Source organism: Streptomyces sp. R11 (assembly GCF_041051905.1).
Lineage (GTDB): Bacteria > Actinomycetota > Actinomycetes > Streptomycetales > Streptomycetaceae > Streptomyces.
Window position 1 is genome coordinate 8,678,273 of the sequence record NZ_CP163432.1, and the last position, 25,035, is coordinate 8,703,307.

The following is a 25,035-nucleotide window of genomic DNA, read 5'->3' on the forward strand; positions in this document are numbered from 1 at the left end:
ATGGCCGTCCTGACCGCCCCCCACCGCAAGCTCCCGGTCCCGGCGCCGTCCCGTGGCGGCCGGGGCCGGGGACCGAGGCGCACACCCCCGCTGGTGGTCGCCTTCGTCCTCGTCCCGCTGCTCGCCGAGGCGGTGTGGGTGTTCTGGCCCGCGCTGCAGGGCTTCTACCTCGCCCTGACCAGCTGGGACGGCGTGTCGGCACCGAGGTTCGTCGGCCTGGACAACTTCCGGGAGATGGCGGGCGACGACATCTTCCGCGGCGCGGTCGGGCACACCGTGCTGTGGCTGGTGCTGTTCGGCGGCCTCTCCGCCCTGCTGGGCCTCGCCGCAGCGATGCTGCTCCAGCAGGAGCGGCGGGGCATCGGCTTCTACCGCGCCGCGCTCTTCCTGCCCGTCGTGTTCTCCCTGGTCGCCACCGCCCTGGTCTGGCAGGCCATCTACCAGCCCGACGGCGTCCTCAACCAACTCCTCGAGTCGGTGGGCCTCGGCAGCCTGCGGCACGCCTGGCTCGCCGACCAGGACACCGCCCTGTACGCGGTCATCGTGCCCGCGCTGTGGCGGCAGATCGGCTACGTGATGGTCCTCTACCTCGCCGGGCTCAAGGGCATCGACCCGGCGCTGTACGAGGCCGCCAAGGTCGACGGTGCGAGCGCCTGGCAGCGCTTCCGGCATGTCACCCTGCCACAGCTGCGCAGCGTCAACGCGGTCGTTCTGTCCGTCATCATCATCGACTCGCTGCGCTCCTTCGACGTCGTGTGGTCGCTGACCCGCGGCGGCCCCTACCACTCGTCCGAACTGCTGAGCACCTACATGTACTCGACCGCCTTCCAGTCCCTGCGCCTCGGATACGGCTCCGCCCTGGCCGTCGTCATCTTCCTGCTGGCCTTCGGCGTCATCGCCTCCTATCTCGTGCGCGCCTTCCGGGAGGCCGACTGATGGCGACCACCCGTACCGACGCCACCCGTACCCCGGCCACACGCACCTCCGCCGGCTCCGCGGCGTTGCGCCGCCGCCGTACCGCCACCGCGGGATTCCATCTCGGCGCCGGTGCGCTCGCGGTACTGTGGCTGCTGCCCATCGCCCTGGTGCTGGTGACCAGCCTGCGCTCCTTCGACGACATCGCCGCGCACGGCCTGGGCAGTTGGCCCCGCTCCTTCACCCTCGACAACTTCCGGCTTGCCTGGGTCGACGGCGGACAGCAGCGAGCCCTGATCAACAGCCTGCTCGTGACCGTCCCGTGCGTCCTGGTGACCCTGGCCCTGGCGGCCATGGCCGCGTTCGCCCTCAGCCGCTACGAACTGCCCCTGCGCCGCTCCCTGTTGCTGCTCATGCTCGGCGGCAACCTGCTCCCGCCGCAGATCCTGCTCATCCCGGTCTCCAAGCTGAGCGAGCTGATGGGCGTCCACGACACCCTGACCGCGCTCATCGGCGTGCAGATCGGCTTCGGTGTCGGCTTCTACGTCTTCGTCCTGCACGGCTTCATGCGGGCGATACCGGCCGAGATCCAGCAGGCCGCGGTCGTGGACGGCGCCGGACCCTGGCAGATCTTCTGGCGGATCATCCTGCCGCTGACCCGGCCCGCGCTCGCCGCGCTGAGCGCCCTGTCGTTCACGTGGATCTTCAACGACCTGCTGTGGGCCATCACCGTGCTGCGCAGCGACACCAAGATGCCGATCACCGCCGCCCTCATCGGACTCCAGGGCCAGTACGTGTCGATGTGGAACGTGATCGCCGCCGGCTCCGTCATCGCGGCCGCGCCCACCGTCGCCGTGTTCCTGCGGTTCCAGCGGCACTTCGTGGCCGGCCTCAACCTGGGAGCGGTGAAGTGACCTCGCACCGGCGCTGGACCCTGCGCACCGAGCACACCAGCTACACCGTCCGCCTCTCTCCGCAGGGCCCGTGGGCCGAACTCGACGCCTGGGGCCCGCTCGGCGTCGAGCACGGCCCCTGCGCCCTCGACCGCTCCACGCGTACGCACTTCATCACGCCCGCCGACGCGGCCCCCGCCGAGTATCTGCCGCACGGACTACGGCCGTTCACCGGCGCCGACCTCATCGCGGCACGCCCGGGCGAGGAGCGGGGCGTGTGGTGGGACTTCGAGGGAGCGGAGGAAGGGCAGGGGACGCTGCGGCTCGCCTTCACCGACGAGGTGCTCGGCCTGCGCACGGTCCTGTGCTACGAGACCGTGCCGGGCACGGACGTGATCCTCCGCTGGACCGAGCACACCGGCAGGGAGGAACTGCGCCTGGAGCGGTTCGACTCCGGCGCCGTGAACATCCCGGTGACCGACGCGGCCCGGCTCACCTACCTCACCGGCCAGTGGTCGCAGGAGTTCCAGCGCACCCGACTCGACCTGCCCAGAGGGACGTTCACGATGGGCAGCCTCCAGGGCGCGCCCGGACACGCGTACGCGCCCTGGCTCGCCGTGCAGGACGGGGACGCGCAGGCCACGTACGGCATCGCACTCGACTGGCCGGGCAACTGGCACATCACCGCCGAGGCCGAACCGGGCGGCTCGGTGCGCGTGCGCGCCGGACGGGTGCCCCACGAGGGGGCCGTCCTCCTCGCGCCCGGGGACACCCTCGTCACTCCCCGCCTCGCCTGCGCCTTCAGCCCCGACGGACTCGACGGGCTGTCCCGTGTCTGGCACCGCTACGAACGCCACCTCGCGGGCGGCCGGCTGCACCGGCCCCGCAAGGTCCTCTACAACTCCTGGGAGGCCACCGGCTTCGACGTCGACGCCGCCGGACAGCTGGAACTGGCGAAGGCTGCGGCGGACATCGGAGCCGAACTGTTCGTCGTCGACGACGGGTGGTTCACCGGCCGCAGCGACGACACCGGTGGGCTCGGCGACTGGTACCCGGACCCGGCCGCCTTCCCCCAGGGCTTCGACCGGTTCGTCGACGAGGTGCGCGGCCTGGGCCTCGACTTCGGCCTGTGGGTCGAACCCGAGGCGGTCAGCCCCGGCAGCCGCCTCCACACCGAACACCCCGACTGGGTCTACCGCATCGACGGCCGGCCCGCCCGCCTGATCCGCAACCAACTCCTGCTCGACCTCGGCCGCACCGACGTCCAGGACTTCGTGATCGGCACCCTGGACCGGCTCCTCGGCACATACGACATCAGCTATCTGAAGTGGGACATGAACCGCCCGCCCACCGAACGCGGCCGCCCCGGCGCCGGGCCCGCCGACCGCCTCGACCTGGACGCCGAGCACGTCCACGGCTACCTGCGCGTCCTCGACCACCTGCGCACCACCCACCCCCACGTCACCGTCGAAGGCTGCGCCGGCGGTGGCGCTCGCGTCGACCACTCCACACTGGCCCGCACCGACGTCGTCTGGCCCAGCGACAACACCGCCCCGCTGGACCGGCTCTCCATCCAGTACGGCTTCCTGCACGCCCACGCCCCGCACGTCATGAGCTCCTGGGTCACTGACGCGCCCGGCGTCTTCGACCCGCGCCCGCGCAGCCTCGCCTTCCGCTTCGTGAACGCCATGTGCGGAGCCCTGGGCATCGGCGCGGACCTGCGCGCATGGACTCCGGAGCAGCGGGTCGAGGCCGCGCGGTGGATCGCCCGCTACAAGGATCTGCGCGAGGTCATCCACCACGGCGAGGCCCGGCTGCTCGGCTCTCCGGCCGACACCACCTGCGGGGTCCAGTACGACGCGGGGGACAGCACGGTCGTCGCCGCGCTCGGCACCGGACGGCTCGACGGCTCGCCCCTCGTGCCCGGCCGCCCCGACCGGCTCCGGCTGCGGGCACTGGAGCCGACCGCCCGCTATCGGGACACCGCCACCGGGACGACGTACAGCGGCGCCCATCTGCTGCACTACGGGCTGCCGTTCGCCTGGAGTGCCGATCATGACGCGGACCTCGTGGTACTGACACGTCAGTGAGCCGCATATGTTTCCCGCACGGCCCGCCCCCGCTCACGGAGCACACGCAGCACGCTCGCGAAGGAGTCGACCCACGATGGACCGCTTCACCGGCCGCACGGCCGTCGTCACCGGTGCGGCCTCCGGAATCGGCGCCGCCACCGCCGTACGCCTCGCGGCGGAGGGAGCCGCCGTGGTCCTCGCCGACCTGTCGCAGGAACGCGGTGCGGCGGTCGCCGAACTGATCGCGAAGGACGGCGGCCGGGCCCGGTTCGTGCGGGCCGACGTGGCGGCGGAGGACGACTGGCGGCGGATCGTGGCCGCCGCCCACGACTTCGGACCCGTGGACGTCCTCGTCGGCAACGCCTACACCGTCGACGTCGTGCCGGCCCACGAGATGACCCTGGAGTCGTGGCAGCGGCAGCTCTCCGTCAATCTCACCGCGAGCTTCCTCGGCTTCCGGGCGGTGCTGCCCGATCTGCGGGCCCGGCGCGGGGCGACCGTGCTGACCTCGTCCGTGCACGCCCGCGTGGGCATTCCCGGCCACCCCGCCTACGCCGCGTCCAAAGGCGCGCTGCTGTCCCTGTGCGGGCAGCTCGCCGTCGAGTACGGGCCCGACGTCCGCGTCAACGCCGTCCTGCCGGGCCCCATCCTCACCGCCGCCTGGGACCGGGTGCCGCCCGAGGACCGTGAACGCAGCGTCGCCGAGACGGCCGCCCGCCGCTTCGGCACCCCCGAGGAGGTGGCCGCCGCCATCGCCTTCCTGAGCGCCGACGAAGCCGCCTACATCACCGGCACGAGCCTCGTCGTGGACGGCGGCTGGAGCGTCGTGAAGGCGTCCGCATGACCGCCGCCGTCCCCCCTCCCCAGCAGAAAGGCTGTACGACATGACGCCCTACGCCCGCCGCGGCGTGCACGGCCAGACAGTGGAGGCCCTCGCCCGCCGCATCCTGGGCGGCCGGATCCCCGAGGGAGCCACGCTCGACCTGGTGGCGCTGCAGAGCGAGTTGGACGTCAGTCTCACCGCCCTGCGCGAGTCCCTGAAGGTCCTCGCCGCCAAGGGGATGGTCGACGCCCGCCAGAAACGCGGCACGTTCGTCAGAGCCCGCGCCGACTGGAACCTCCTCGACGCCGACGTACTGCGCTGGCAGTTCGAGGGCGCCGACGCCGCCACCGACGCCGACCGGACGCTGCTGGCCGACCTCGCCGAAGTACGCGCCATCGTCGAACCGGCCGCCGTACGCCTCGCCGCCGAACGCCGTACCGACGCCGACCTGGCGGCCCTGGACGCGGCGCTGGGGGCGATGGGCGAGCAGGGCTCCGACCCGGGGCAGGCCGTGGAGGCCGACCTGGCCTTCCACCGCGCCCTGCTCTGCGCCACCCACAACGAGCTGCTCCAGCGCATGGAGATGGTCATCGAGCCCGGCCTCGCCCACCGCGACCGCATCGTGCACAGCCACCCGCACAGCGAGGACCCCGTACCGGCCCACCGGGCCGTCCTGGACGCCGTGCGCGACCAGGACCCGCAGGCCGCGGAGGCGGCGATGCGGGCCCTGCTCGTCCAGGCCGGACGCGACCTGGACCGGATCGACGGACCCGACGACACGAAAGGCAACGGCGGTAAGTGAAGATCACCCGGATAGAAACCTTCCTGGTCCCGCCGCGCTGGCTGTTCTGCCGGATCGAGACCGACGACGGCGTGGTCGGCTGGGGCGAACCCGTCGTCGAGGGACGGGCCGAGGTGGTCCGCGCCGCGGTGGACGTCCTCGCCGAGTACCTCGTCGGCCAGGACCCGCTGCGCATCCAGGACCACTGGCAGGTCCTCACCAAGGGGGGCTTCTACCGCGGAGGCCCCGTCCTGTCCAGCGCCGTCGCCGGCCTCGACCAGGCCCTGTGGGACATCGCCGGCAAGACGTACGGAGCCCCCGTGCACGCCCTGCTGGGCGGCCCCGTGCGCGACCGCGTCCGCGTCTACGCCTGGGTCGGCGGCGACGAACCCGCCGAGCTCACCGAACAGATAGCCGCCCAGGTCGAGGCCGGTTTCACCGCGGTCAAGATGAACGGCGCCGGCGCCACCTCGGCGATCGGCACCGCGGCCGAGACCGCGGCGGTGGTCGCCCGGGTGGCCGCCGCCCGCGAGGCACTCGGCCCCGACCGCGACGTCGCCGTCGACTTCCACGGCCGCTTCACCGCCGCGAGCGCCCGCCGGGTCCTGGCCGAACTCGCCCCGCTGCACCCGCTGTTCGTCGAGGAACCCGTCGTCCCCGAACACGGCCATCTGCTGCCCGGCCTGGTCGCGGCGACCCCGATCCCCCTCGCCACCGGCGAACGCCTCTACTCCCGCGCCGAGTTCCTGCCCGCCCTCACCGCTGGCATCGCCGTCGCCCAGCCCGACCTGTCCCACGCCGGCGGCATCTCCGAGGTCCACCGCATCGCCTCCCTCGCCGACACCTACGGCGCCCAGCTCGCCCCGCACTGCCCGCTCGGCCCGATCGCGCTGGCCGCCAGCCTCCAAGTCGCCTTCGCCACCCCCAACTTCCTGATCCAGGAACAGAGCCGCGGCATCCACTACAACAAGGACGCCGACCTGCTGTCCTACCTCGCCGACCCCGCTCCGTTCCGTTTCGTGGCCGGCCACGCACCGCTGAACGACGCCCCGGGCCTGGGCATCACCATCGACGAGGCGGCCGTACGTGCGGCAGACCGCACCGGACACGCCTGGCGCAACCCCCTCTGGCGGCACGCCGACGGCTCCTTCGCCGAATGGTGACGACCGTGCCGGCCATCACCACCGACCCCGCGCACGGCGGCCGCTGGACGTCCCTGCGTTCGGCGGGCCGTGAATGGCTCTGGCACCGTTCGACGCCGGAACGGGACAAGGTCGTACCGGGTGCTGCGTTCGTGGACGCGGGCGGCCTCGAGGAGTGCATCCCCACCGTCCGAGGCCTCCCCGATCACGGCGACGCCTGGTCACGCCCCTGGACCCGCACCGGCGACACCGAACACGTCGAGTGCGAGTCCTTCGCCCTCGCACGGTCCATCCGCGAAGCGTCCGACGGCACCCAGGTCGATTACACCCTCACCGCCCGGCCCGGCTTCCGCTTCGTCTGGGCCGCGCACGCCCTGCTCGACCTCTCGCCGCAGGCCACCCTGCGCATGCCGGCCGGCGCGGCCACCCGCCTGTTCCCCGAGGCCGCCCCTCTCATGGCCCGGACCTGGCCCGCCGGGGCACCCTGGATCACCGGCGGCTGGCCCGCGCCCCACGGACTGCCCCTCGACCGGCTCGGACCCGACGACGGCACCGCGGTCGGGGCGGTCGTCGACTCGGCGCGATGCTGCGTCCACGACCACCGCGACCGGCTCGCCCTGGAACTGGCGGCGGACGGACAACCCGTGTCGATCGCCCTGTGGCGCAACCTCGCCGGCTACCCCCAGCCGCACCCGTACCGGAGCACGGGCGTGGAGCCCATGCTCGGCCGCGTCTTCGACCTCGCCGACGCCGGCCCCGACGACGCCGCGCGGGTACCGGCGTCCGGCGAGGTCCGCTGGCGTCTCGTGCTCACCGGGGCCTGCCGCTGCCCCTCGACCCCCGCACCGAAGGAGCACCGTCCGTGGACCTGATCGCCGCGCTGGCCACCCACCGCCTGGTCGCGATAGTGCGGGGCGGCGACCCCGATGCCGCCCTGCGCACCGTGCTGGCCCTGGCCGAGGAGGGCGTCGAACTGATCGAGGTCTCACTCGCCGCCCCGGGCGCCCTCTCCGTCATCGAACGCGCCCGGACCACGCTCGGCCCGGACCGACCCCTCGGCGCGGGCACCGTCCTGACCGCCGAGGACGCCCGCGCCGCCCACAGCGCCGGAGCCGACTTCGCCGTCACGCCGGGACTCGGCGACGGCGTCGGCGCGGCGCGGGAGCTGGGCATACCGGTCCTTGCCGGGGTGCTGACCCCGACCGAGATCATCGCGGCCCAGGCCGTGGCAGTGGCCGCGCTGAAGGTCTTCCCGGTCGCCGAGGCCGGGGGAGCGGCCTATCTGAAGGCCCTGCGCGGCCCGTTCCCCGACGCCGCGTTCGTCCCGGTGGGCGGAGTCGACGAGGCCGTCGCCCGCGCCTGCCTCGCGGCCGGGGCCATAGCGGTCGGCGTCGGCTCACCCCTCGTCGGCGACGCGGCCGACGGCGGCAGCATCACCGCCCTCAGGGAGCGCGCCCGCGCCTTCCGCAAGGTCGTGGAAGAGGCGACGCGGTGACGGCAGACCTGCGTCCCACCCGCCCCGACCGCCTCGAACTGGGCGAGGGCATCCGCTGGACCGGCTCCGGCATCGTCCTCGTCGACATCCTCGCCGGCCGCCTCCTGTCGGCCCCCGAGGACCCCACGGCACCCCTGCACACGGTGGCCCGACTCCCCGTCCCGCTGGGCGCCGTGGCACCCCTGGCCGGTCACGTCGGCACCTGGATCGCCGCCGCGGGCACGGGCATCTGCCTCCTCCACCCCGACGGCCAGGTCGACTGGCTGGCCCGGCCGGAGGACAGCGCTCGGACCCCCATGCGCATGAACGACGCCGTCGCCGACCCGTTCGGCCGCTTCTGGGCCGGCAGCATGGCCTACGACGCCGAGGAGGGCGCCGGTTCGCTGTACCGCCTCGACCGGGACGGCGCGGTCGTACGGGTGCTGGAGGGCATCACGGTCCCCAACGGACCGGCGTTCACCCCGGACGGCAGCGTCATGTATCTGGCCGACAGTGCGCGGGGCGTGGTCCGGCGCTATGCCGTGGACCCCGTCACTGCGGCCCTCGGCGCACCCCAGGATTTCGTGACGATCGGCGAGGGCAGCCCCGACGGCATGGCGGTCGACGTCGAGGGCGCCGTGTGGATCGCCGTCTGGGGCACCGGCACCGTCCGGCGCCATCTCCCCGACGGCACACTCGACCGCACCTTGCGGTTGCCTGCACGGCAGCCGGCCGGCCTGTGCCTCGCCCACGACGTCCTGCACATCACGACCGCCCACGTGGGCCTGCCCGCACCGGGCCCGGACGACGGGGCCCTGTTCACCGCCCACGTGGACGTACCGGGCACGCCGACGCCCGCGGTTCGGCCGGACATCGCCCGGCATGCTGCGACCACCTGGGATCGGGCGAGCGCGACTATCGCCGGAGATCCCTCAAGTCCCACCGCCGTCGGGGACCAGCCGTGACCGCCGCGCGGCCGTCCGGTACGGCATGCGCTGCCGCTGCCGCTGCCGCGGAGACATCCGGCGGGCCCGTCGGGCTGCCGTTCGGTGTGGGAGCCATGACCGCCGCGCGGCCGTCCGGTACGGCATGCGCTGCCGCTGCCGCTGCCGCGGAGACATCCGGCGGGCCCGTCGGGCTGCCGTTCGGTGTGGGAGCCATGGAAGCATCCGGGGCCGTAGCTGCTGAGGCATCCGGTACGGCCGGGGTTCGGCCGTCCGCTGGAGGTGCCACGGAGGCATCCGGCGTGCCCGTCGGGCGGCCGTTCGGTCGGGGGCCGGCCGTGTCCGCCGCGCGGCCGTCCGGTAGGGCTGCCGGAGGGGCATCCGGCGCTGCACCTGCCGAGGCATCCGGCATGACGGTCGGGCTGCCATCCGCTGCCGCTGCCGAGGAGACACCCGGCGGGCCCGTCGGACAGCCGTCCGGTATGGCTGCCGGAGGGGCATCCGGCGCTGCACCTGCCGAGGCGTCCGGCATGACGGTCGGGCTGCCATCCGCTGCCGCTGCCGCGGAGACACCCGGCGGGCCCGTCGGACAGCCGTCCGGTATGGCTGCCGGAGGGGCATCCGGCGCTGCACCTGCCGAGGCATCCGGCATGACCGCCGCGCCGCCGTCCGATACGGCCGCCCCGGAGGCACCCCCTACGCCTGCCGCGCAGCCGTCCACCATGACCACCCCCTGGCGCCCCACCCCGGGCCCGGTCGTCTGCGTCGGCGAGACGATGGCGGCCCTGGCCCCCGACCCGGCGACCCCGCTTGTGACCGCGGCGCACCTGCGGCTGTCGGTGGCGGGAGCCGAGTCGAACGTCGCCATGTACCTCGCCGACCACGGCATCCCGGTGGCCTGGCTCTCCGCGCTCGGCGACGACCCGCTGGGACAGCGCGTGCGCGCCACCGTGGCCGCCGCCGGCGTCGATGTGTCGCACGTGCGCACCGACCCCCACCGCCCGACCGGCCTGCTGGTGAAGGACCCGGGCTCCGATGGGACTCGCGTGCACTACTACAGGCGCGGCTCGGCCGCGTCCGCCCTGGGCCCCGAGGCCCTGGACTGCGAGCCCCTGCGCACGGCCTCGCTGCTGCACCTGACCGGCATCACGCCCGCGCTTTCCGAGCCGTGCCGTCGGCTGGTGACACGGGTGCTGGACCCCGAGAGCGACGCGCGCCCGTACGCGGTGAGCTTCGACGTCAACCACCGCGCCGCCCTGTGGCCGGACGGCTCGGCCCCGAGGGTGCTGCGCGAGCTGGCGGACCGGGCGGACATCGTCTTCGTCGGCCTGGACGAGGCGCAGGCCCTGTGGGGCGAGAACCTGACACCGGGGGACGTACGGGAGTACCTCCCGCGCCCGCGCATCCTCGTCGTGAAGGACGGCGCGAACGCCGCGACCGCGTTCAGTGACGAAGGAACAGCCACGGTGCCGACGCCGCGCACGACCGTGGTGGAGGCCGTCGGCGCCGGCGACGCCTTCGCGGCCGGCTTCCTCGCGGGCCTGCTGCGGGGCGGGACCACGGCACGCGCCCTGCGACTGGGCCACCTCACCGCCGCCTCCGCCCTTCAAGTGACGGGAGATCACGGGCCGTTGCCCGACCCGGAGGACATGGAAGCGCTGCTCGATCTCTCGGCGCGGGAGTGGGCGGAGCGGGCCGCCGTGGCGCCGTCGGCCTGAGCCGGGCGATGCCCCGGTGGGTATCCGCCCCAGCCGGATCCCGGTTCGACGCGCGGTGCGGCATTTATCTCCCTATGCTCCATTTGTGTGACGAACATTTTCGATGAGCTCGTGGAGAAGCAGCGCGCGGCCGAGCAGGCGCACCATCGCGTGGAGGAGCTGCGGGGCATGTACGGGCCGCCCAATGAGGAAGGCGGCTGGAGCTCGCGGCAGACCACCACGTACAACACGGCGTGGCGGGCCTGGCGGGACCTGGCTCGCGATGTGCGGACCGCGGTTGCCGACTACGCGAAGGCGCAGGGCGAGCAGCGCAGCGATGTCGAGACGCGGCTGAGGCAGGCCGTGCTGAAGAAGACGGGCGACGTCGACGCGTGAGGGACGAGGGGCCAGGGCGGAGGGTGCGCGCAGCCTGGCCCCGCAGCACTCTTGACGCAGTGAGTCTCGTTACGCAACTCTGAAGGTCACGGGCCTTCGTCGGGGATGGAGTTGGTGCGGGGTGGATTGGACGGGCGCGCGCTATGCGGACACGCCCACGGTCGAAGTGCGGACGTGGGTGGAGGCGCCGCCGGACCGGGTGTGGGCGATCGTCTCCGATGTGACGCTGATGCCGGACATGAGCGACGAGCTTCAGTCGGTGCAGTGGCTCGACGGCGCGGTCCGGCCCGCCGTGGGCGCTCGGTTCGTCGGCAGGAGCAGGCACGACTCCCTGGGCGAGTGGGAGACCACCTCGCATGTCATCGAGTGCGAGCCCCCGCACCTCCTCACCTGGGCCGTGTCGGACCCTGCCAGCCCCTCCGCCGTCTGGCGCTTCCGCCTGGAGTCCAAGGACGGCGGAACCGAACTGGCCGAGTGGATGCAGATGGGCCCCGGGCGCTCCGGCCTGTCCTTCGCGATCGACGCGATGCCGGACAAGGAACAGAAGATCGTGTTCGTACGCCTGCGTGAGTTCGAGCGCAACATGACCGCCACGCTGGGACAGATCAAGAAGCTGGCGGAGGCGTGATGAGGGCCGCGATCACGGTCGAGGCGTCGGGGCTCGGTTCCTGGACCCGGCAGGCGGACTTCGTCGTCGAGGCGGAGAAGCTGGGCCTGGACATCTGCTGGGTGGCCGAGGCATGGGGCTCGGACGCGCCTTCCGCCCTGGGCTACTACGCCGCCCGCACCGAACGCATGCTGCTGGGCTCCGGAGTGATGCAGGTAGGGACGCGCACCCCGGTCGCGCTCGCACAGACCGCGATCACCCTGTCCAACCTGTCCCAGGGACGCTTCCTGCTCGGCCTCGGCCCCTCGGGACCGCAGGTGATGGAGGGACTGCACGGCGTTCCCTTCGCCCGCCCGCTGGCGCGCGTCCGCGAGACGGTGGAAATCGTGCGCCAGGTCCTGGCCGGCGGCAAGATCGACCACTCCGGCACCGAGTACCGCATCCCGCTGCCCGGCGGCGACGCCGTACCGATGAAAGTGTCGATGCGGGCGGAGCATCCCGTGCCGCTGTACCTGGCCGCACTGTCACCGGCCATGCTCCGGCTGACCGGCGAGGTCGCCGACGGCTGGCTCGGCACGAGCTTCGTGCCCGAGGGAGCGGCGGGTGCCTACTTCGCTCACCTGGACGAAGGGCTGGCGCACGGCGGGCGCGCCCGAGCGGATCTGGACGTCTGCCAGGGCGCCGAAGTGGCCTTCGCTCCCGACGAGGAAGCCCTGAGCGCCATGGTGGCCGGCCGCAAGAAGGAACTGGCCTTCAGCCTCGGCGGCATGGGCTCGGCGTCCACCAACTTCTACAACCGCGCCTACAGCAGGCAGGGTTGGGCGGAGGTCGCCGCAGAGGTGCGTCAGCGCTGGCAGGCCGGCGACCGGGACGGAGCGGCCGCGCTGGTCACCGACGAGATGGTCCTCGCGACCACGTTGATCGGCACCGAGACCATGGTCCGGGAGCGGCTGCGCGTCTGGCGCGACGCGGGCGTGGACACCGTCCGCCTGTATCCGGCCGGTGCGGACCTGGCCGCCCGGCTCGACACCCTGGGCCGAGCGATCGAGCTGGTCCACGAGGCCGGAGTGCGGACATGAGCGCGCGGACGTCATTCGCGAACTGGCCGTGCTCCATCGCGCGAACCCTGGACGTGGTCGGGGACGCCTGGACCCCGCTGGTACTGCGGGAGGCGTTCTACGGCTGCCGTCGCTTCGACGACTTCCAGGGAGAGCTGCGCATCGCCCGGAACACGCTCACCGACCGGTTGCGCCGCCTGGTCGAGGCGGGGCTGCTGGAGCGGCGGCTCTACGAGAGCGAGCCGCCACGCCACGAGTACCTGCTGACGGAGAAGGGCAAGGACCTCTTCCCGGTCCTCGCGGCGATGGCGAGCTGGGGCGACCGCTGGCTCGCCGGGCCCGAGGGACCTCCGGTCACCCTGCACCACGAGGCCTGCGGCCACGACGGTCAGGCGGAGGTGGTGTGCTCCGCCTGCCACGAGCCGCTGCACGCCGACGACACGACCGCGCGGATGGGCCCCGGCTACCCGGACCGCCTCAGGTCCCGGCCCGACGTGCAGCGCCGTTTCTCCAAGGGCTGATTCGACCGGTAATTGCGGGGCTTGTGATAGTCGCTCAACTACCAGTAGATTCGGGCGAGTTCGTGCGTGTGCACTTCATGAAACTGGGGGGTTTTGAAATGACGCTCAAGAACCGGATCGAACGTCTGGGACTGCGTGGTGCCACCGTGTCCGCGGCCATTGCCGTAGCAGCCGTCACCACCATGATCGGTGCGTCTCCTGCCGCGGCCATGTGGATCGACGACAATCCCGGACCCACCGTCGACAACTGTTCGCCCGGCCACGTCTGCGTCTACGACACGTTGATTCCCATGGGGAACCCGGTTCCCGAGCACCGGTACTACTACTACGGCACGTACAACTTCGTGAACGAATACGACGACCACACCGTCTGGAACAACCAGACCGGCGGCGCGCGCGCACTGCTCTGCCTCGGCTACAACGGCACGAACTGCACCGTGACCATTCCCGCCGGGAAGGCGTTCCACGGTTCGCTGACGCCGTACAACTCGATCAAGCTGGTTCCCTGACCGTCCTTCACCGGATCCGGTGCAGCTTCCAGAACGGGTTCAGGTCCTTGCCCGTCACGGATTGGGCGGCCTTCTTGAATTCCGCGGTGGTGGAAACGCCGTACCAGTTATCGCGGGCATACTCCTTGAGGAGGCGGGCCATGGTGTTCGCGCCGAGAGTGCGTTCCAGGTCCGCCAGCGCGCAGGGCCCGGCCGTATAGAGCAAGTGGTATTCGCCGGGGTGTCCGGCCCAGTACGCCATCGAATTGGTCAGCGCTGTTTCGTCGCTCGGCCAGTCGACCTGCGACCAGCAGTCGCGGGTTTCCCAGCCGTGGAAGCGGGCGTTGGCGTACTGGGCAAAGCTCTCGTCGAGCCAGGGCGCGCCGTATTCGTCGTTGCCCACGATGCCGTACCACCACTGGTGGGCGACCTCGTGGACGACGGCACTGCCCTCGTCGGTGGTGCCGAGGAGGACCAGGCCGGGGTACTCCATGCCGCCGCCGAACCCGCTGGTCATCACGAGGTCGATCTCGCCGTACGGATAGCGGCCGAACTCCTCGCCGAACCGGTCGACGGCGGCGGCACCGTCCTGACGGGTGAGGCGCACCCCCTCGCCGGACGTGCCCGGCGCCCAGTACGACCTCACCCGCACGCCGCCGGGCGTGGTCTCCGTGGCGGTGCGGAACGGGCCCGCCGCCCACGCGAAGTCCCGTACTCGGTGCGCGACGCTCAGTGTCAGGCTGCGACCGTGCTCGCCGGGGCGCGTCCAAGTGCGGCCGGTGGCCGGGACCTTGAGGGCGGTGGGGTGGTCGATGGCCACCCGGAAGTCGCCGGCCAGGGTGTGAAAGCTCTCCCCGGTCGACACATACGGATCGAGGTGCCAGCCCTTGGCATCGTGCACGGCCAGCACCGGCAGCGCATTACCCAGGAAACGGAAGGCGCCCTCGCGGCCGAAGCGGCTGTTGCGCTCGGGCACGGTGATGGACACGTCGAAGGCGACGGCCGCGCGATCCCCGCGCGCGAGCGGCCTCGGCAGGGCGATCCGCAGAGCCGTGCAGTTCACGGAGAGCCGGCCCGCGGTACCCCCGCCGACCCTGGACACCTCGACCGGTGACGGCGTGCCTGGCGAGCCGCACTCGTCCACGCCGTTGCCCCAGAGGCGGATGTACACCTCACGCAGCGGCCGATCGGAAGAGTTGCGGAACGACACCCGCTGCCGGCCCGTCCAGCGAGAGCCGTCGGCGTTGCCGCGCAGCGACACGTCGTAGCGAAGCCGATCGGGTGTCGCGGTGGGCGTGGAGGTGGTCGTGGCCTCAGCCCCGGATGACGTGACGGCATCGGCGCCGGTGGCGCCCTGCGCGGTGAGCAGCGCGAGCAGGACGATCAGCAGACGGCCAGCGGCCCTTGACGACCACGCGGGTAACGACGGCATGGGAGCGGATCATGCCACAGCGAGTGAGGCATTGGCCCTCACCTGCGGGAAGTGGTGAGCTCCGCTCCGCTCTCGGTGGCGTGCGAGGCTGCCGACGGCAAAGCGGGACGCCGATGTCGAGGTCCACGACCGGCAGTTCGGCGGGCGGCGGTCCTGAGGCAAGGCCCACCGGAGCCCACCGGACCCGACCGCCTCACGTGTCAGCCGTTGCGAGCCTCGACGGGCGGGCTCGGGGTGCTCAGACGGGGTAGGCGTGGGTCTGTGCCGCCTTCACCGTCGCCCAGACCTCCGCGCCCGGGTGCAGATCGAGTTCGGCGGCGGCGACCGTGGTGAGGTCCGCGGCCAAGGGGAGTTCGCCGGTGAGGTCGGCGCGGATCTGGTCGCCGTGCGTCTCCAGGCCGGCCACCTGGCACTGCCACAGGTTACGTGCGCTGGAGCCGGTAGGGCGGTCGCGGTGGAGCGTGACCGCGCTGGGCGGGAACGCCACGAAGACGGGCCCGGACAGGTCCTCCGTCGTGGTGACGGACGGCCCGGCGTCGAGTCGCACGGTGTGGCCCTCGGCCTCGCCCCGGTAGAGGTTCAGGCCGACCAACTGGGCGATGTAGTCCGTACGGGGGTGGCGGGCGATGTGGGACGGCGCGCCCTCCTGGACGACTCGGCCGTGCTCGACGACGACGAGGCGGTCGGCCAGGACCATGGCGTCGAGTGGATCGTGCGTGACGAGTACGGCGACCGCCTCGAACTCGGCCAGGTGACGGCGGAGTTGGGCTCGGACCTCCAGGCGGGTTCGGGCGTCCAGCGCCGCCAGCGGTTCGTCGAGCAGCAGCAGCCGGGGGCTCGTGGCGAGCGCGCGGGCGAGGGCGACACGCTGGGCCTGGCCGCCGGAAAGCTTGCGCGGTTTGGCGCCCTCGTGATCCGTCAGCCCCAGGCGGCCCAGCCACTCGGCGGCCTGCGCCCGCGCCTGAGCCTTGGACGCGCCCTGGCAGCGCGGCCCGAACGCCACGTTGTCGAGCGCGGTGAGGTGGGGGAAGAGCAGGTAGTCCTGGAAAACGACGCCGACCGGTCGCGACTCGGGCGGCGTACGGTCCAACTCCGCACCGTCCAGCCGCAGATGGCCGCCGCTGAGCGGGGTCAGCCCGGCGAGGGCACGCAGGGCGGTGGTCTTGCCCGCCCCGTTCGGGCCCAGCAGCGCGACCACCTCGCCGGGAGCGACGGTCAGCGCCACGTCGAGGCGGAAGGCACCGCGGTCCACGACGAGGCGGGCGTCGAGCCCGTCCGGAACGGCGTCGGCGCGGACGTCGTAGGTCTCGGTCATCCGGCAGTCATCTCACGTTCGGGCAGGGCCGGCCTGGGGTGGGCGGGCGATCCTGCGGTGGTTCGAGCCTGGTCGTCGCTCTGTGGTTCGTGGGCCCGCGTGCGTGGCTGTCGTCCAGGGGTCGCGGAGGACGGGAGGCCGGGCTGCTCTCCGGGGTCCGCGCTGGGCCGGTGGCCGGACGGTCACCCCGCGGGCGGGAACGCCGGACGGCCCGGCCGACCTCCCACGGTCCCGTACCCCGGCTCATCCCGCTGTCATCCATCGGTCCCGCAACCCCGCCAGCACCGCGATCGACACAGCCAGCAGCACCAGGCTGAGCGCGATGGCCGCCTCGGGGTCGCTCTGCAACGCCAGGTACACGGCCAGGGGCATGGTCTGCGTACGGCCGGGGAAATTTCCGGCGAAAGTGATCGTCGCGCCGAACTCGCCGAGCGCGCGGGCCCAGGCCAGGACCGCGCCCGCCGCGATGCCGGGGGCGATGAGGGGCAGTGTGACCCGGCGGAATGCTGTGAAACGGGACGCGCCCAGGGTGGTGGCGGCCTCCTCGTAGCGGGGGTCGGCGGCCCGCAGGGTGCCCTCGACGCTGATGACGAGGAACGGCATCGCCACGAACGCCTCCGCGACCACGACCCCCGCTGTGGTGAACGGAAGCGTGATCCCGAACCAGGAGTCCAGCCACTGCCCGACGATGCCGTTGCGGCCGAGCGCCATCAGCAGCGCCACACCGCCGACGACCGGCGGCAGGACGAGGGGCAGGGTGACCAGGGCCCGTACGAGGCCGCGGCCGGGGAACTCCACCCGGGCCAGCAGCCAGGCCAGCGGCACGCCGATCACCAGGCTCACCGCGGTGGCGGCCGTGGCGCAGACCAGGGACAGCTGGAGCGCCTGCCACACCTCGGCGCTGGTCAGCTGCTCGGGCAGACTCCGCCACGGGGTCCGTACGAGCAGGGCGATCAGCGGCACGATCAGGAACGCCAGGCCGAGCAGAGCGGGGAACAGCAGGGGCAGCGGCACGCCCGTACGGATGCGTCGACGCCGCGGCCCACCCCGGAGGGAATCGGTCGTGGCACCGGCCTTGTCGCCCGGGATCACGGCTCGAGGAACCCGGCCGTGGTCAGGACCTTCTGGCCCTCGGCGGACTGCACCAGCGCGATGAACGCCTTGGCGGCCTCGGCGTTCTGCGCGTCCTTCAGCAGCGTGATCGGGTAGTCGTTGATGGCGTCGGCGGACTCGGGGAACTCCACGCCCTCCACCTTGTCACCCGCCGCGTGCACATCCGTCTTGTAGACGACGGCCGCGTCGGCCTCCTTCAGCTCGACCTTCGTCAGGGCGGCCTTGACGTCCTGCTCGTAGGAGACGGGCGTGAGCTTCAGGTTGCTCGCCTCCAGCGCCTTCTGCGCGGCGGCACCGCACGGCACCTCCTTGTCGCAGAGCACGACCTTCAGGCCCGACTCGGTGAGGTCCTCGAGGGAGGAGATCTTGTCGGGGTTGCCCGGCAGGGCGGCGATCTCCAGTTCGTTGCGGACGAAGGTGGCGGGCGTGCCGGAGGCGTCCCCCGCATCCGTGACGATCTTCATCGTCTTGGGGCTTGCCGAGGCGAACACGTCGGCCGGAGCGCCGCCCGTGATGCTCGCGGCGAGCGAGTCGCTGCCGCCGAAGCTGAAGGTGACCTTCGTACCCGGGTGCTCCTTCTCGAACTCCTTGCCCAGTGTCGTGAAGCTCTCCTTCAGCGAGGCCGCCGCGAAGACGGTCACCTCGCCGGAGAGCTTGCCCGACGAGGAGGCGGACGCGGAGGAGCCCGACTTCGTCGAGGAGGCGTCGTCGGACGACGAGCAGGCGCTCAGCGCCAGCAGCGCGGCGGCTCCTGCGCCGGCCACCTGCAGGGTCCGGCGGTTCCGGCGCGCGGTACGGGTCAACACGGGTCCACTCCCTCTGGTCCTGACGGACACAATCACCTGTGGTCCTGGCGGACGCACAATCACCTGTGGTCCTGGCGGACGCACAATCACCTGTCGATCTACGGTCTTTCGACGACCACGTTGGTCGACTCGATCACGGCAACCGCCGGAACCCCGGGTTCCAACTTCAGCTCCTCAGCCGACTCACGGCTGACCATCGCCACCACCCGGAACGGCCCGGTCTGGATCTCCACATGGGCCGACACGTCCCCGAGGAGCACGGCGGTGACGATCCCGGAGAGACGGTTGCGGGCCGAGGAGGCGGCGGATTCCCGCTCCGTACGGTGCAACTGCCGGGCGTAGGCCGCCAGGGCCGGCCCGGGGATGATCCGGTGACCCATGTCTCGCGTTCGGCGGTGAGTTTCCCGCCGTCGACCAGACGCCTCACGGTGTCGGCACTGACGCCGAGTAAGGCGGCCGCGTCCCCGATCCGGTAGGTGTGCATACGCCGATGATAATGCCGCAGATGCAAGGGGAAAGTCGCCTGTTGCATCGCATGAGCCGGAGGGGTGATCGCGCGGGCTGGCATGTGCGTTTGTACGGGATCAGGGTCCGGGTACGGTCATCCGGGAGGTGGTTGTCGTGAGTCGATCCCTGGCATCTGTCGGTACGGCCGCCGGACGGGTGGCTGAACTCGCCCTCACCGGTGATCTGGCCCATCCGGCCCGCCTGACGGTGCCCGACCTGCTCGCTGGCCGCAGCACGAGGCCGAGGTCAGCTTCGAGTGCGCCACCAGCGGTATCCGGCACCACCGCTTCACCGGGCCGCTGCTGTACGACGTCCTGTCGGCGGCCGGTCCCGTCTTCGACCCCGCCCGCCGCAAGGACCGCCTGCGTTTCCTGATCGCGGTCTCCGGCACGGACGGCCACCACGCCCTGCTGTCCTGGGCGGAGATCGACCCCGACTTCGGCCGCGCGCCCGACCTGCTCGCGGTCGGCATCGACGACACCTTTCTCCACCGCGCCGGCCCACAGCTGGTCCTGCCCCAGGACCGCTGCGGGGCCCGTCACATCAGCGGCATCAACGCGATCCGCGTGGACGGCGGCTACACCTCGTGGGGGGTGAGGCCTCGCCATCAGTGACCGCTCACCCCCTGATCCCGCAGCCCCAGCCACACGAAGGCGGGGGCGACCGGGTTGAAGGGGCTCTCGCTCATCGACTTGGCTCCCAACGGTCCGATGGCGTCGGCCGTCTCCATGACGTGGACCCCGGTGCGCGGGACGTCGGCGTACTGGAGGAGCCGGTAGCGGCGGAACGCGGCTGTCCCGACCTCGCCGCGGTCGTCGATGCGGACGTCGTCGAAGAGGGTGGCCCCCAGCGCCTGGGCGACGCCGCCTTCGATTTGGCCCCGGCACTGCATCGGGTTCATGACCTTGCCCGCGTCGGCCGCGTGGACGCTGCGCAGGTGCGGATCTCCCCGGTGCCGGGGTCGACGGCGATGCGGAGCCACTGGGCGTTGAAGGCGACCGAGCGCGGCGTGCCGCCGAAGTGCCCGTCCGCGGCGAGGGCGACACCGACCGCCTGGGCCGCCGCGTACAGCTGCTTGAGGGGGAGCCGTCCGCCGGGGTGGAGCACCGCCTCCTCCGTGAGCCGGCAGTCGGCGCGAGGGACGCGCAGATGGGCGGCGGCGAAGTCGAGGAGTGTGACGGTCGCCGAGGTGCCCTACTGCAACAGCATCAGCGTCGCCGAACACGCGGTGATGATGACGCTGTCCCTGGCGCGCAACCACCTGCCCTCGCACCAGGTGGTCGTCGACGGCGGCTGGAACATCGCCGACTGCGTGGCGCGTTCGTACGACCTGGAGGGGATGCACGTCGGTACGGTGGCCGCCGGACGGATCGGCCTGGCGGTACTGAGGCGCCTCGCGCCCTTCGACGTGAAGCTGCACTGCACCGACCGCCACCGCCTCCCCGAGGACATCGAGCGGGAACTGGGCCTGACCTTCCACCCGACGGCCGCCGACATGGCCCCGCACTGCGGCATCCTCACGATCAACGCGCCGCTGCACCCCGAGACGGAAGGTCTCTTCGGCGACGAACTGCTGGCGACGATGAAGCGCGGCCCGTCGACTGCACACGAGCCGGGACAGGCCTGCCAGGGCTGAACCGCCCTACCTCCAGCTCGGTAGCCATGACCACCGGCGAACACTGTCCGTGGCGACAACTAAGCTCCCGCCCATGAGTGAGGCAGACAGAGGTCCCGGTGGACGAGTCGTCGACGGGCGCTTCGAGTTGGAGGCCCGTCTCGGTGGCGGCGGGATGGGGACGGTCTGGCGGGCCAGGGATCTGGTGCTGCACCGGCTGGTGGCGGTCAAGGAGGTCCGCCCGCCCGACCGGGACCTCGCCGAATACGATCCCGACAGCGCGCGGATGCTGCGCGAACGCGTGCTGCGCGAGGCCAGGGCCCTGGCCCGGATCGACCATCCGAACGTCGTCACCATCCACCACATAGTCGATGGCGGCGACGGCACCTACCCGTGGATCGTCATGGAGCTGGTCAGCGGCGGCTCGCTGGCCGACCGGCTGGCCCAGGGACCGATGCCGCCGGCCGAGGCGGCGCGAATCGGCCGGGGAGTGCTCGCCGCGCTGACCGCCGCGCACGAGGCCGGCATCCAGCACCGGGACGTGAAGCCCGCCAACGTCCTGATGCGGCCCGACGGGCGCCCCGTCCTCACCGACTTCGGCATCGCCGCGATCCGCGAGTCGACCAACCTCACCGCCACCGGCTCCATCATCGGCACGGCCGACTTCATGGCGCCGGAGCGCATCTCCGGGCACGAGGGCGGCTCCTCCTCCGACCTGTGGTCGCTGGCGATGATGCTGTACAACGCCGTGGAGGGCCACCACCCGCTGCGCAGGGCCAACACCCTGGCCACCCTCGCCGCGGTCCTCCACGACGACGTGCCGCCGCCGGTGCGTGCCGGCGCGTTGCGGGACGTACTGATGAGCGTGCTCGTACGGGACCCGTCGGCGCGGCCGTCCGCCGCCGTACTGGACCTCAAGCTGGCGGAGGTCGAGTCCGGTTCGGGCGGGCCGGACGCCTCGGCGGTGCGGGACGAGGCCACGTCGTATCCGCTGAACCCGCCGCCCGGTCCCACATACACGTCCGCCCCGGGCTCCGCCCCGACCGCCCCCACATACCCAGGCGGGGCCTCTTCGTCGCCCACGTCCTTCCCGTCGGGCGGCCCCGCCTCGACGCCCACCCCCGCCGGATTCGGGCCGCCGCCGGTCCACCCATGGCCGGGGCAGACCCCTCCCCAGCCGCTGACGGTGCCCGCGCAAGCAGCTCCCCGACGCCGCCCGGGCCGGACCGCCCTGCTGGCCGTCACCGGGACCTCGCTCGCCGGCGCCCTGGCTCTGCTGTGGTGGCTGCTGCCCGTCGGAGGCGAGTCGGGTGACGCGGACGCGCGCGGCAACACGCCCGCCCCATCGACCCCGCAGTCGACCGTCTCACCGACCGACGCGGACGCCGGCGCCGCTCCGGCGGCCCGGCAGTCGGAGCAGCCGAAGACCGGCACCCTGCTCACCCCGGACGGCATCCGCGAAGCCATCAAGGCGTTCAAGGACGAGACCGGCCGGGACCGGTTCGGCGACTTCACCGTCTACCCGGAGTACGCGTCCGCCGAGCTGATGGTCGACGGCAGCGACACGAAGTACGACTCCTACACCTACCGCCCGGGGCAGGGTGTGGAGAAGGGCATCATCTCCGGCACCCTCTCCGGCGGCGACCAGCCCGTCAGCCTCGACGAATTCAACTGGGACCGGGTCCCCGCGCTCCTCGAAGAGGCCGAGAGGAAGCTCAACGTCGACAAGCCGGAGTCCCGTTACCTGCTGGTGCGACAGCCCAACGACGTCTTCGACACTCCGGCCGGAGTCGCCGTCTACCTCACCGACGCGTACCAGGCCGGCTACCTGGAGGCCGACACCAAGGGCAAGGTGACCCGCGTGATGCCCGCGGAGGACTGACACCCGTGTCCCGGGCGCGTGGAGTTGTTCAGGACCGTCGCGCCAGGGGCTTCTCGGCGCCCACCTCGTCCCAGTGGACCGTGCGGTCGCACCACCGCTGCAGCAGCGTGCGGTCGTGCCCGATGGCCAGTACGCCCGCGCCGGTGGTCCGGCGGTAGTCCTCGACCACCGTCACCAAGGCGGCGGTGGTGGACGCGTCGAGCATGGCCGTCATCTCGTCGCACACGAGCCAGCGCGGGCGGAGCACGAGGGCACGGGCGAGGCAGGCGCGCTGGAGCTGGCCGTCGCTGGCCTCGTGGGGGCGCCGGGAGAGCAGGTCGGGGGTGAGGCCGACGGCTTCGGCCAGTTCGGCGATCCGGTCGGCCGAGCCCTCCCGTCGGCCGGTGGCGAGCAGGGGCTCGGCGATCAGCTGGGCCAGGCGCAGCCGGGGGTCGGCGGAGAGGCGGGGCTGCTGGAAGACGACGCCGAAGGCGGTGCGCTGTTCGCGCGGGGCGGCGTGCCGCCAGCGGCGTACGGGGGTGCCGTCCAGGAGGACGGTTCCGGTTTCCGGGCGGTGCAGGAGCGCGGCGACGCGGGCGAGGGTGGACTTGCCGCAGCCGCTGGGGCCGAGCAGGCCGACGGCCTCGCCGGGTTCGACCGTCAGGGAGGCGTCCCGTACGACGGGCGCGCCTCTGTCGTATCCGGCGGTGATGGCGCGCAGTTCAAGCACGGGCGTCCTCCGGGACGTGCGGATGGTGGCAGGCCGCGGCCTCGGTCACCGGCGGCAGACCGGCGCAGGCGTCCGTGGCACGGTCGCAGCGCGGCGCGAACGCACAGCCGGCGGGGAGGTCGCCGAGCTCCGGGGGCATGCCGGGGATGGGCGCGAAGGCGCGGTCGGGGAGGGCGTCGAGGAGCCCGCGGCTGTAGGGATGGCGGGGGCCGGGGGTGCCGAAGAAGGCGGCTGCGGCGGCGAGTTCGACGATGCGGCCCGCGTACATGACGGCGACCCGGTCGGCGATGCGCTCGGCCGCCGCCAGGTCATGGGTGATCATCAGCAGGCCCCGGTCGCCGTCGTCGATGTGGCGCCGCAGTTCGTCGACCGTGTGCTCCACCAGGTCGCGGTCGAGCCCGGTGGTGGGCTCGTCGGCGAGCAGGAGGGGCGCGTCGCCGACCAGCGCGAGGGCGGTCGCGGCGCGTTGGGCGAGCCCGCCGGACAGTTCGTGCGGGTGGCGGTCGAGGTGGTCCACGGGGAAGGCCGTGCGCTCGGCGGCCGCCTCGGCAGCGGCACGTACGGCCGTCCGCCCGCGCACGCCCGTCAACGCCGTGACCGTCTCCTCCAGCTGGGAGCGGATGGTGCGCACCGGGGTGAGGTGTGCCGCCGGGCTCTGCGGGACCAGGCCGATACGGCGGCCCCGTACCGTGCGGGCGAGGGTGCGTTCGTCGGCGGTGAGCAGGTCGAGGTCGCCGAGCCGGGCCTCGCCGGCGGTCTGGGCGTTGCAGGGCAGCAGGCCGAGGAGGGCGGAGGCGAGGACGGACTTTCCGCAACCGCTCTCACCGATCAGGGCGAGGCATTCGCCGGCCGCCACGTCGAACCGGGCGTCGGTGACGGCCGCGACACGGCGTCCGCCGGGCATGAGGAAGCGCACGGACAGCCCACGCACCGACAGCACGGGAGGTCGCTCGGTCACAGCATCAGCTCCGATCGGCGGCGCGGGTTGATCCGCTCCCGCCAGGCCCCGGACAGTCCGGCGATGGCGAGTGTGGGGACGATGATGAACAGGCCCGGGAACAGGGTCGGCCACCACTGTCCGGCGAGCAGCGAGCCCCGCGCCCCCTGGATGAGGTTCCCGAGGCTGGCCAGATGCGTGGGCAGACCGAGCCCGAGGAAGGACAGCGCCGACTCGTGCCACATGGCGTGCGGCACCATCAGTACGGCGGCCAGCGCGGCCTGCGGCAGCACGGCGGGCAGCAGGTGCCGGACCGCGACCCGCCAACGCGACGCACCGCCGGAGACGGCGGCGTCGATGTACGGGCGTGAACGCAGGGACAGGACCTCGGCGCGCACGATCCGGGCGGTGGACAGCCAGTGGGTGAGCGCGACCGAGACGATCACCGGCCAGACGCCCGGCCGGAACATCGCGACGATGAAGATGCCCAGCAGCAGATGGGGCACGGAGGAGACCGTGTCGACCACCCGCATCAGCGCGCGGTCGGCCCAGCCGCCCAGCGCCCCGGCCGTGGCGCCGACGGCCGTGCCGATGACGGTCGCGGTGAGCGCGGCGGCCACGCCGACGAGCAGGGAGACCCGGAGGCCGTAGACGCAGCGCAGCAGCAGGTCCCGGCCGACGTCGTCGGTGCCGAAGGGATGGGCCCAGGACGGCGGTTGCAGTTTGGCGGCCAGGTCGACGGCCTGCTGGTCGAGCTGCACCAGCGGCGGCACGAGCAGCACTGCGAGGACGGTCAGGGCGACCAGCGCGGCCGAGGTGCGTATCCGCAGCGTGCGGGTCGAGCGGCGCTTGGTGCCGGGGGAGCGCCATCCGGGCCCGGACCGCACGTCGGTCTCAACTGGGGTCAT

General features: G+C 72.6%; 23 protein-coding genes and 4 pseudogenes. 18 read left to right on the top strand and 9 right to left on the bottom strand.

Features of this window, described 5'->3' with window-relative positions; translation table 11 throughout:
• From AB5J55_RS40060 to AB5J55_RS40130, 15 genes are all read left to right on the top strand, one after another.
• Positions 1-936 (top strand): carbohydrate ABC transporter permease, encoded by a 936-nt coding sequence (locus tag AB5J55_RS40060; protein ID WP_369275345.1) that lies wholly within the window; start codon positions 1-3, stop codon positions 934-936.
• The gene (locus tag AB5J55_RS40065; protein ID WP_369275346.1) at positions 936-1,829 is read left to right on the top strand and encodes a carbohydrate ABC transporter permease; all 894 of its coding nucleotides are present in this window, start codon (positions 936-938) and stop codon (positions 1,827-1,829) included. The genes AB5J55_RS40060 and AB5J55_RS40065 overlap by 1 nt, the downstream gene beginning before the upstream one ends.
• Positions 1,826-3,898, top strand: coding sequence for an alpha-galactosidase (locus AB5J55_RS40070; RefSeq protein ID WP_369275347.1), 2,073 nt, complete (start codon positions 1,826-1,828; stop codon positions 3,896-3,898). The genes AB5J55_RS40065 and AB5J55_RS40070 overlap by 4 nt, the downstream gene beginning before the upstream one ends.
• Positions 3,899-3,974: 76 nt before the next feature.
• Positions 3,975-4,724, top strand: a complete 750-nt coding sequence (locus AB5J55_RS40075) for an SDR family NAD(P)-dependent oxidoreductase (RefSeq protein ID WP_369275348.1) — start codon at positions 3,975-3,977, stop codon at positions 4,722-4,724.
• A 40-nt stretch (positions 4,725-4,764) separates the two neighbouring features.
• A complete protein-coding gene (locus AB5J55_RS40080; protein WP_369275349.1) occupies positions 4,765-5,505 on the top strand; it encodes a FadR/GntR family transcriptional regulator in 741 nt (246 codons plus the stop codon).
• Complete coding sequence (dgoD, locus tag AB5J55_RS40085) at positions 5,502-6,647, top strand: galactonate dehydratase (protein ID WP_369275350.1); 1,146 nt, start codon at positions 5,502-5,504, stop codon at positions 6,645-6,647. Before AB5J55_RS40080 ends, dgoD begins: the two co-directional genes overlap by 4 nt.
• Positions 6,641-7,498, top strand: a complete 858-nt coding sequence (locus AB5J55_RS40090; RefSeq protein ID WP_369275351.1) for a hypothetical protein — start codon at positions 6,641-6,643, stop codon at positions 7,496-7,498. The genes dgoD and AB5J55_RS40090 overlap by 7 nt, the downstream gene beginning before the upstream one ends.
• The gene (locus AB5J55_RS40095) at positions 7,489-8,121 is read left to right on the top strand and encodes a bifunctional 4-hydroxy-2-oxoglutarate aldolase/2-dehydro-3-deoxy-phosphogluconate aldolase (protein WP_369275352.1); all 633 of its coding nucleotides are present in this window, start codon (positions 7,489-7,491) and stop codon (positions 8,119-8,121) included. Before AB5J55_RS40090 ends, AB5J55_RS40095 begins: the two co-directional genes overlap by 10 nt.
• Positions 8,118-9,065: an SMP-30/gluconolactonase/LRE family protein gene (locus AB5J55_RS40100; RefSeq protein ID WP_369275353.1), complete on the top strand. Its 948-nt coding sequence runs from the start codon at positions 8,118-8,120 to the stop codon at positions 9,063-9,065. The genes AB5J55_RS40095 and AB5J55_RS40100 overlap by 4 nt, the downstream gene beginning before the upstream one ends.
• A 701-nt stretch (positions 9,066-9,766) precedes the next feature.
• Positions 9,767-10,762 carry a sugar kinase gene (locus AB5J55_RS40105; protein WP_369276429.1) on the top strand — a complete coding sequence of 332 codons (996 nt, stop codon included), beginning with the start codon at positions 9,767-9,769 and terminating at the stop codon, positions 10,760-10,762.
• Positions 10,763-10,849: 87 nt separating this feature from the next.
• On the top strand, positions 10,850-11,137 hold the full coding sequence (locus tag AB5J55_RS40110; RefSeq protein ID WP_369275354.1) for a hypothetical protein: 288 nt from the start codon (positions 10,850-10,852) through the stop codon (positions 11,135-11,137).
• Between the two features lie 121 nt (positions 11,138-11,258).
• The gene (locus tag AB5J55_RS40115; RefSeq protein WP_369275355.1) at positions 11,259-11,765 is read left to right on the top strand and encodes an SRPBCC family protein; all 507 of its coding nucleotides are present in this window, start codon (positions 11,259-11,261) and stop codon (positions 11,763-11,765) included.
• Complete coding sequence (locus tag AB5J55_RS40120) at positions 11,765-12,823, top strand: LLM class flavin-dependent oxidoreductase (RefSeq protein ID WP_369275356.1); 1,059 nt, start codon at positions 11,765-11,767, stop codon at positions 12,821-12,823. The genes AB5J55_RS40115 and AB5J55_RS40120 overlap by 1 nt, the downstream gene beginning before the upstream one ends.
• On the top strand, positions 12,820-13,323 hold the full coding sequence (locus AB5J55_RS40125; RefSeq protein ID WP_369275357.1) for a winged helix-turn-helix transcriptional regulator: 504 nt from the start codon (positions 12,820-12,822) through the stop codon (positions 13,321-13,323). The genes AB5J55_RS40120 and AB5J55_RS40125 overlap by 4 nt, the downstream gene beginning before the upstream one ends.
• A 98-nt stretch (positions 13,324-13,421) precedes the next feature.
• A complete protein-coding gene (locus tag AB5J55_RS40130; RefSeq protein WP_369275358.1) occupies positions 13,422-13,832 on the top strand; it encodes a hypothetical protein in 411 nt (136 codons plus the stop codon).
• Between the two features lie 7 nt (positions 13,833-13,839).
• On the opposite strand, the gene AB5J55_RS40135 is transcribed toward AB5J55_RS40130, so the two are convergent.
• The 5 genes and pseudogenes from AB5J55_RS40135 to AB5J55_RS40155 form a co-directional block, all read right to left on the bottom strand.
• Positions 13,840-15,243 carry a M1 family metallopeptidase gene (locus AB5J55_RS40135; RefSeq protein ID WP_369275359.1) on the bottom strand — a complete coding sequence of 468 codons (1,404 nt, stop codon included), beginning with the start codon at positions 15,241-15,243 and terminating at the stop codon, positions 13,840-13,842.
• A gap of 238 nt (positions 15,244-15,481) precedes the next feature.
• The gene (locus tag AB5J55_RS40140; RefSeq protein ID WP_369275360.1) at positions 15,482-16,558 is read right to left on the bottom strand and encodes an ABC transporter ATP-binding protein; all 1,077 of its coding nucleotides are present in this window, start codon (positions 16,556-16,558) and stop codon (positions 15,482-15,484) included.
• Between the two features lie 243 nt (positions 16,559-16,801).
• A complete protein-coding gene (gene modB / locus AB5J55_RS40145) occupies positions 16,802-17,650 on the bottom strand; it encodes a molybdate ABC transporter permease subunit (protein ID WP_369275361.1) in 849 nt (282 codons plus the stop codon).
• The gene (gene modA, locus AB5J55_RS40150) at positions 17,647-18,474 is read right to left on the bottom strand and encodes a molybdate ABC transporter substrate-binding protein (RefSeq protein WP_369276430.1); all 828 of its coding nucleotides are present in this window, start codon (positions 18,472-18,474) and stop codon (positions 17,647-17,649) included. The genes modB and modA overlap by 4 nt, the downstream gene beginning before the upstream one ends.
• Positions 18,475-18,575: 101 nt before the next feature.
• Positions 18,576-18,961, bottom strand: a pseudogene (locus AB5J55_RS40155) (molybdopterin-binding protein).
• A 137-nt stretch (positions 18,962-19,098) separates the two neighbouring features.
• Here AB5J55_RS40155 and AB5J55_RS40160 point away from each other — a divergent pair.
• Positions 19,099-19,598, top strand: a pseudogene (locus AB5J55_RS40160) (hypothetical protein).
• Positions 19,599-19,633: 35 nt separating this feature from the next.
• Here AB5J55_RS40160 and AB5J55_RS40165 read toward each other — a convergent pair.
• A pseudogene (locus tag AB5J55_RS40165) lies at positions 19,634-20,157 on the bottom strand (molybdopterin cofactor-binding domain-containing protein); the annotation flags it as partial.
• A 1-nt stretch (position 20,158) separates the two neighbouring features.
• Between AB5J55_RS40165 and AB5J55_RS40170 the strand changes: the two are divergent.
• Together AB5J55_RS40170 and AB5J55_RS40175 are read left to right on the top strand one after the other, a co-directional pair.
• Positions 20,159-20,578: pseudogene (locus AB5J55_RS40170) on the top strand (NAD(P)-dependent oxidoreductase); the annotation flags it as partial.
• Between the two features lie 115 nt (positions 20,579-20,693).
• A complete protein-coding gene (locus AB5J55_RS40175) occupies positions 20,694-22,481 on the top strand; it encodes a protein kinase (RefSeq protein ID WP_369275362.1) in 1,788 nt (595 codons plus the stop codon).
• Between the two features lie 28 nt (positions 22,482-22,509).
• Here the strand turns inward: AB5J55_RS40175 and AB5J55_RS40180 are convergent, their stop codons facing one another.
• The 3 genes from AB5J55_RS40180 to AB5J55_RS40190 are packed head-to-tail and all read right to left on the bottom strand — an operon-like array spanning position 22,510 to position 25,035.
• A complete protein-coding gene (locus AB5J55_RS40180) occupies positions 22,510-23,190 on the bottom strand; it encodes an ABC transporter ATP-binding protein (RefSeq protein WP_369275363.1) in 681 nt (226 codons plus the stop codon).
• The gene (locus AB5J55_RS40185) at positions 23,183-24,148 is read right to left on the bottom strand and encodes an ABC transporter ATP-binding protein (protein ID WP_369275364.1); all 966 of its coding nucleotides are present in this window, start codon (positions 24,146-24,148) and stop codon (positions 23,183-23,185) included. Before AB5J55_RS40185 ends, AB5J55_RS40180 begins: the two co-directional genes overlap by 8 nt.
• Positions 24,145-25,035, bottom strand: a complete 891-nt coding sequence (locus AB5J55_RS40190) for an ABC transporter permease (RefSeq protein ID WP_369275365.1) — start codon at positions 25,033-25,035, stop codon at positions 24,145-24,147. The genes AB5J55_RS40185 and AB5J55_RS40190 overlap by 4 nt, the downstream gene beginning before the upstream one ends.

What these genes read in the sequence shown, in the direction of transcription:
- AB5J55_RS40175 (WP_369275362.1), top strand. Translation starts at nt 20,694, where the DNA reads ATGAGTGAGGCAGACAGAGGTCCCGGTGGACGAGTCGTCGACGGGCGC.
- AB5J55_RS40090 (WP_369275351.1), top strand. Translation starts at nt 6,641, where the DNA reads ATGGTGACGACCGTGCCGGCCATCACCACCGACCCCGCGCACGGCGGC.
- AB5J55_RS40105 (WP_369276429.1), top strand. Translation starts at nt 9,767, where the DNA reads ATGACCACCCCCTGGCGCCCCACCCCGGGCCCGGTCGTCTGCGTCGGC.
- AB5J55_RS40120 (WP_369275356.1), top strand. Translation starts at nt 11,765, where the DNA reads ATGAGGGCCGCGATCACGGTCGAGGCGTCGGGGCTCGGTTCCTGGACC.
- AB5J55_RS40080 (WP_369275349.1), top strand. Translation starts at nt 4,765, where the DNA reads ATGACGCCCTACGCCCGCCGCGGCGTGCACGGCCAGACAGTGGAGGCC.
- AB5J55_RS40060 (WP_369275345.1), top strand. Translation starts at nt 1, where the DNA reads ATGGCCGTCCTGACCGCCCCCCACCGCAAGCTCCCGGTCCCGGCGCCG.
- AB5J55_RS40125 (WP_369275357.1), top strand. Translation starts at nt 12,820, where the DNA reads ATGAGCGCGCGGACGTCATTCGCGAACTGGCCGTGCTCCATCGCGCGA.
- AB5J55_RS40135 (WP_369275359.1), bottom strand. Translation starts at nt 15,243, where the DNA reads ATGCCGTCGTTACCCGCGTGGTCGTCAAGGGCCGCTGGCCGTCTGCTG.
- AB5J55_RS40130 (WP_369275358.1), top strand. Translation starts at nt 13,422, where the DNA reads ATGACGCTCAAGAACCGGATCGAACGTCTGGGACTGCGTGGTGCCACC.
- AB5J55_RS40190 (WP_369275365.1), bottom strand. Translation starts at nt 25,035, where the DNA reads ATGACCCCAGTTGAGACCGACGTGCGGTCCGGGCCCGGATGGCGCTCC.
- AB5J55_RS40140 (WP_369275360.1), bottom strand. Translation starts at nt 16,558, where the DNA reads ATGACCGAGACCTACGACGTCCGCGCCGACGCCGTTCCGGACGGGCTC.
- AB5J55_RS40075 (WP_369275348.1), top strand. Translation starts at nt 3,975, where the DNA reads ATGGACCGCTTCACCGGCCGCACGGCCGTCGTCACCGGTGCGGCCTCC.
- AB5J55_RS40065 (WP_369275346.1), top strand. Translation starts at nt 936, where the DNA reads ATGGCGACCACCCGTACCGACGCCACCCGTACCCCGGCCACACGCACC.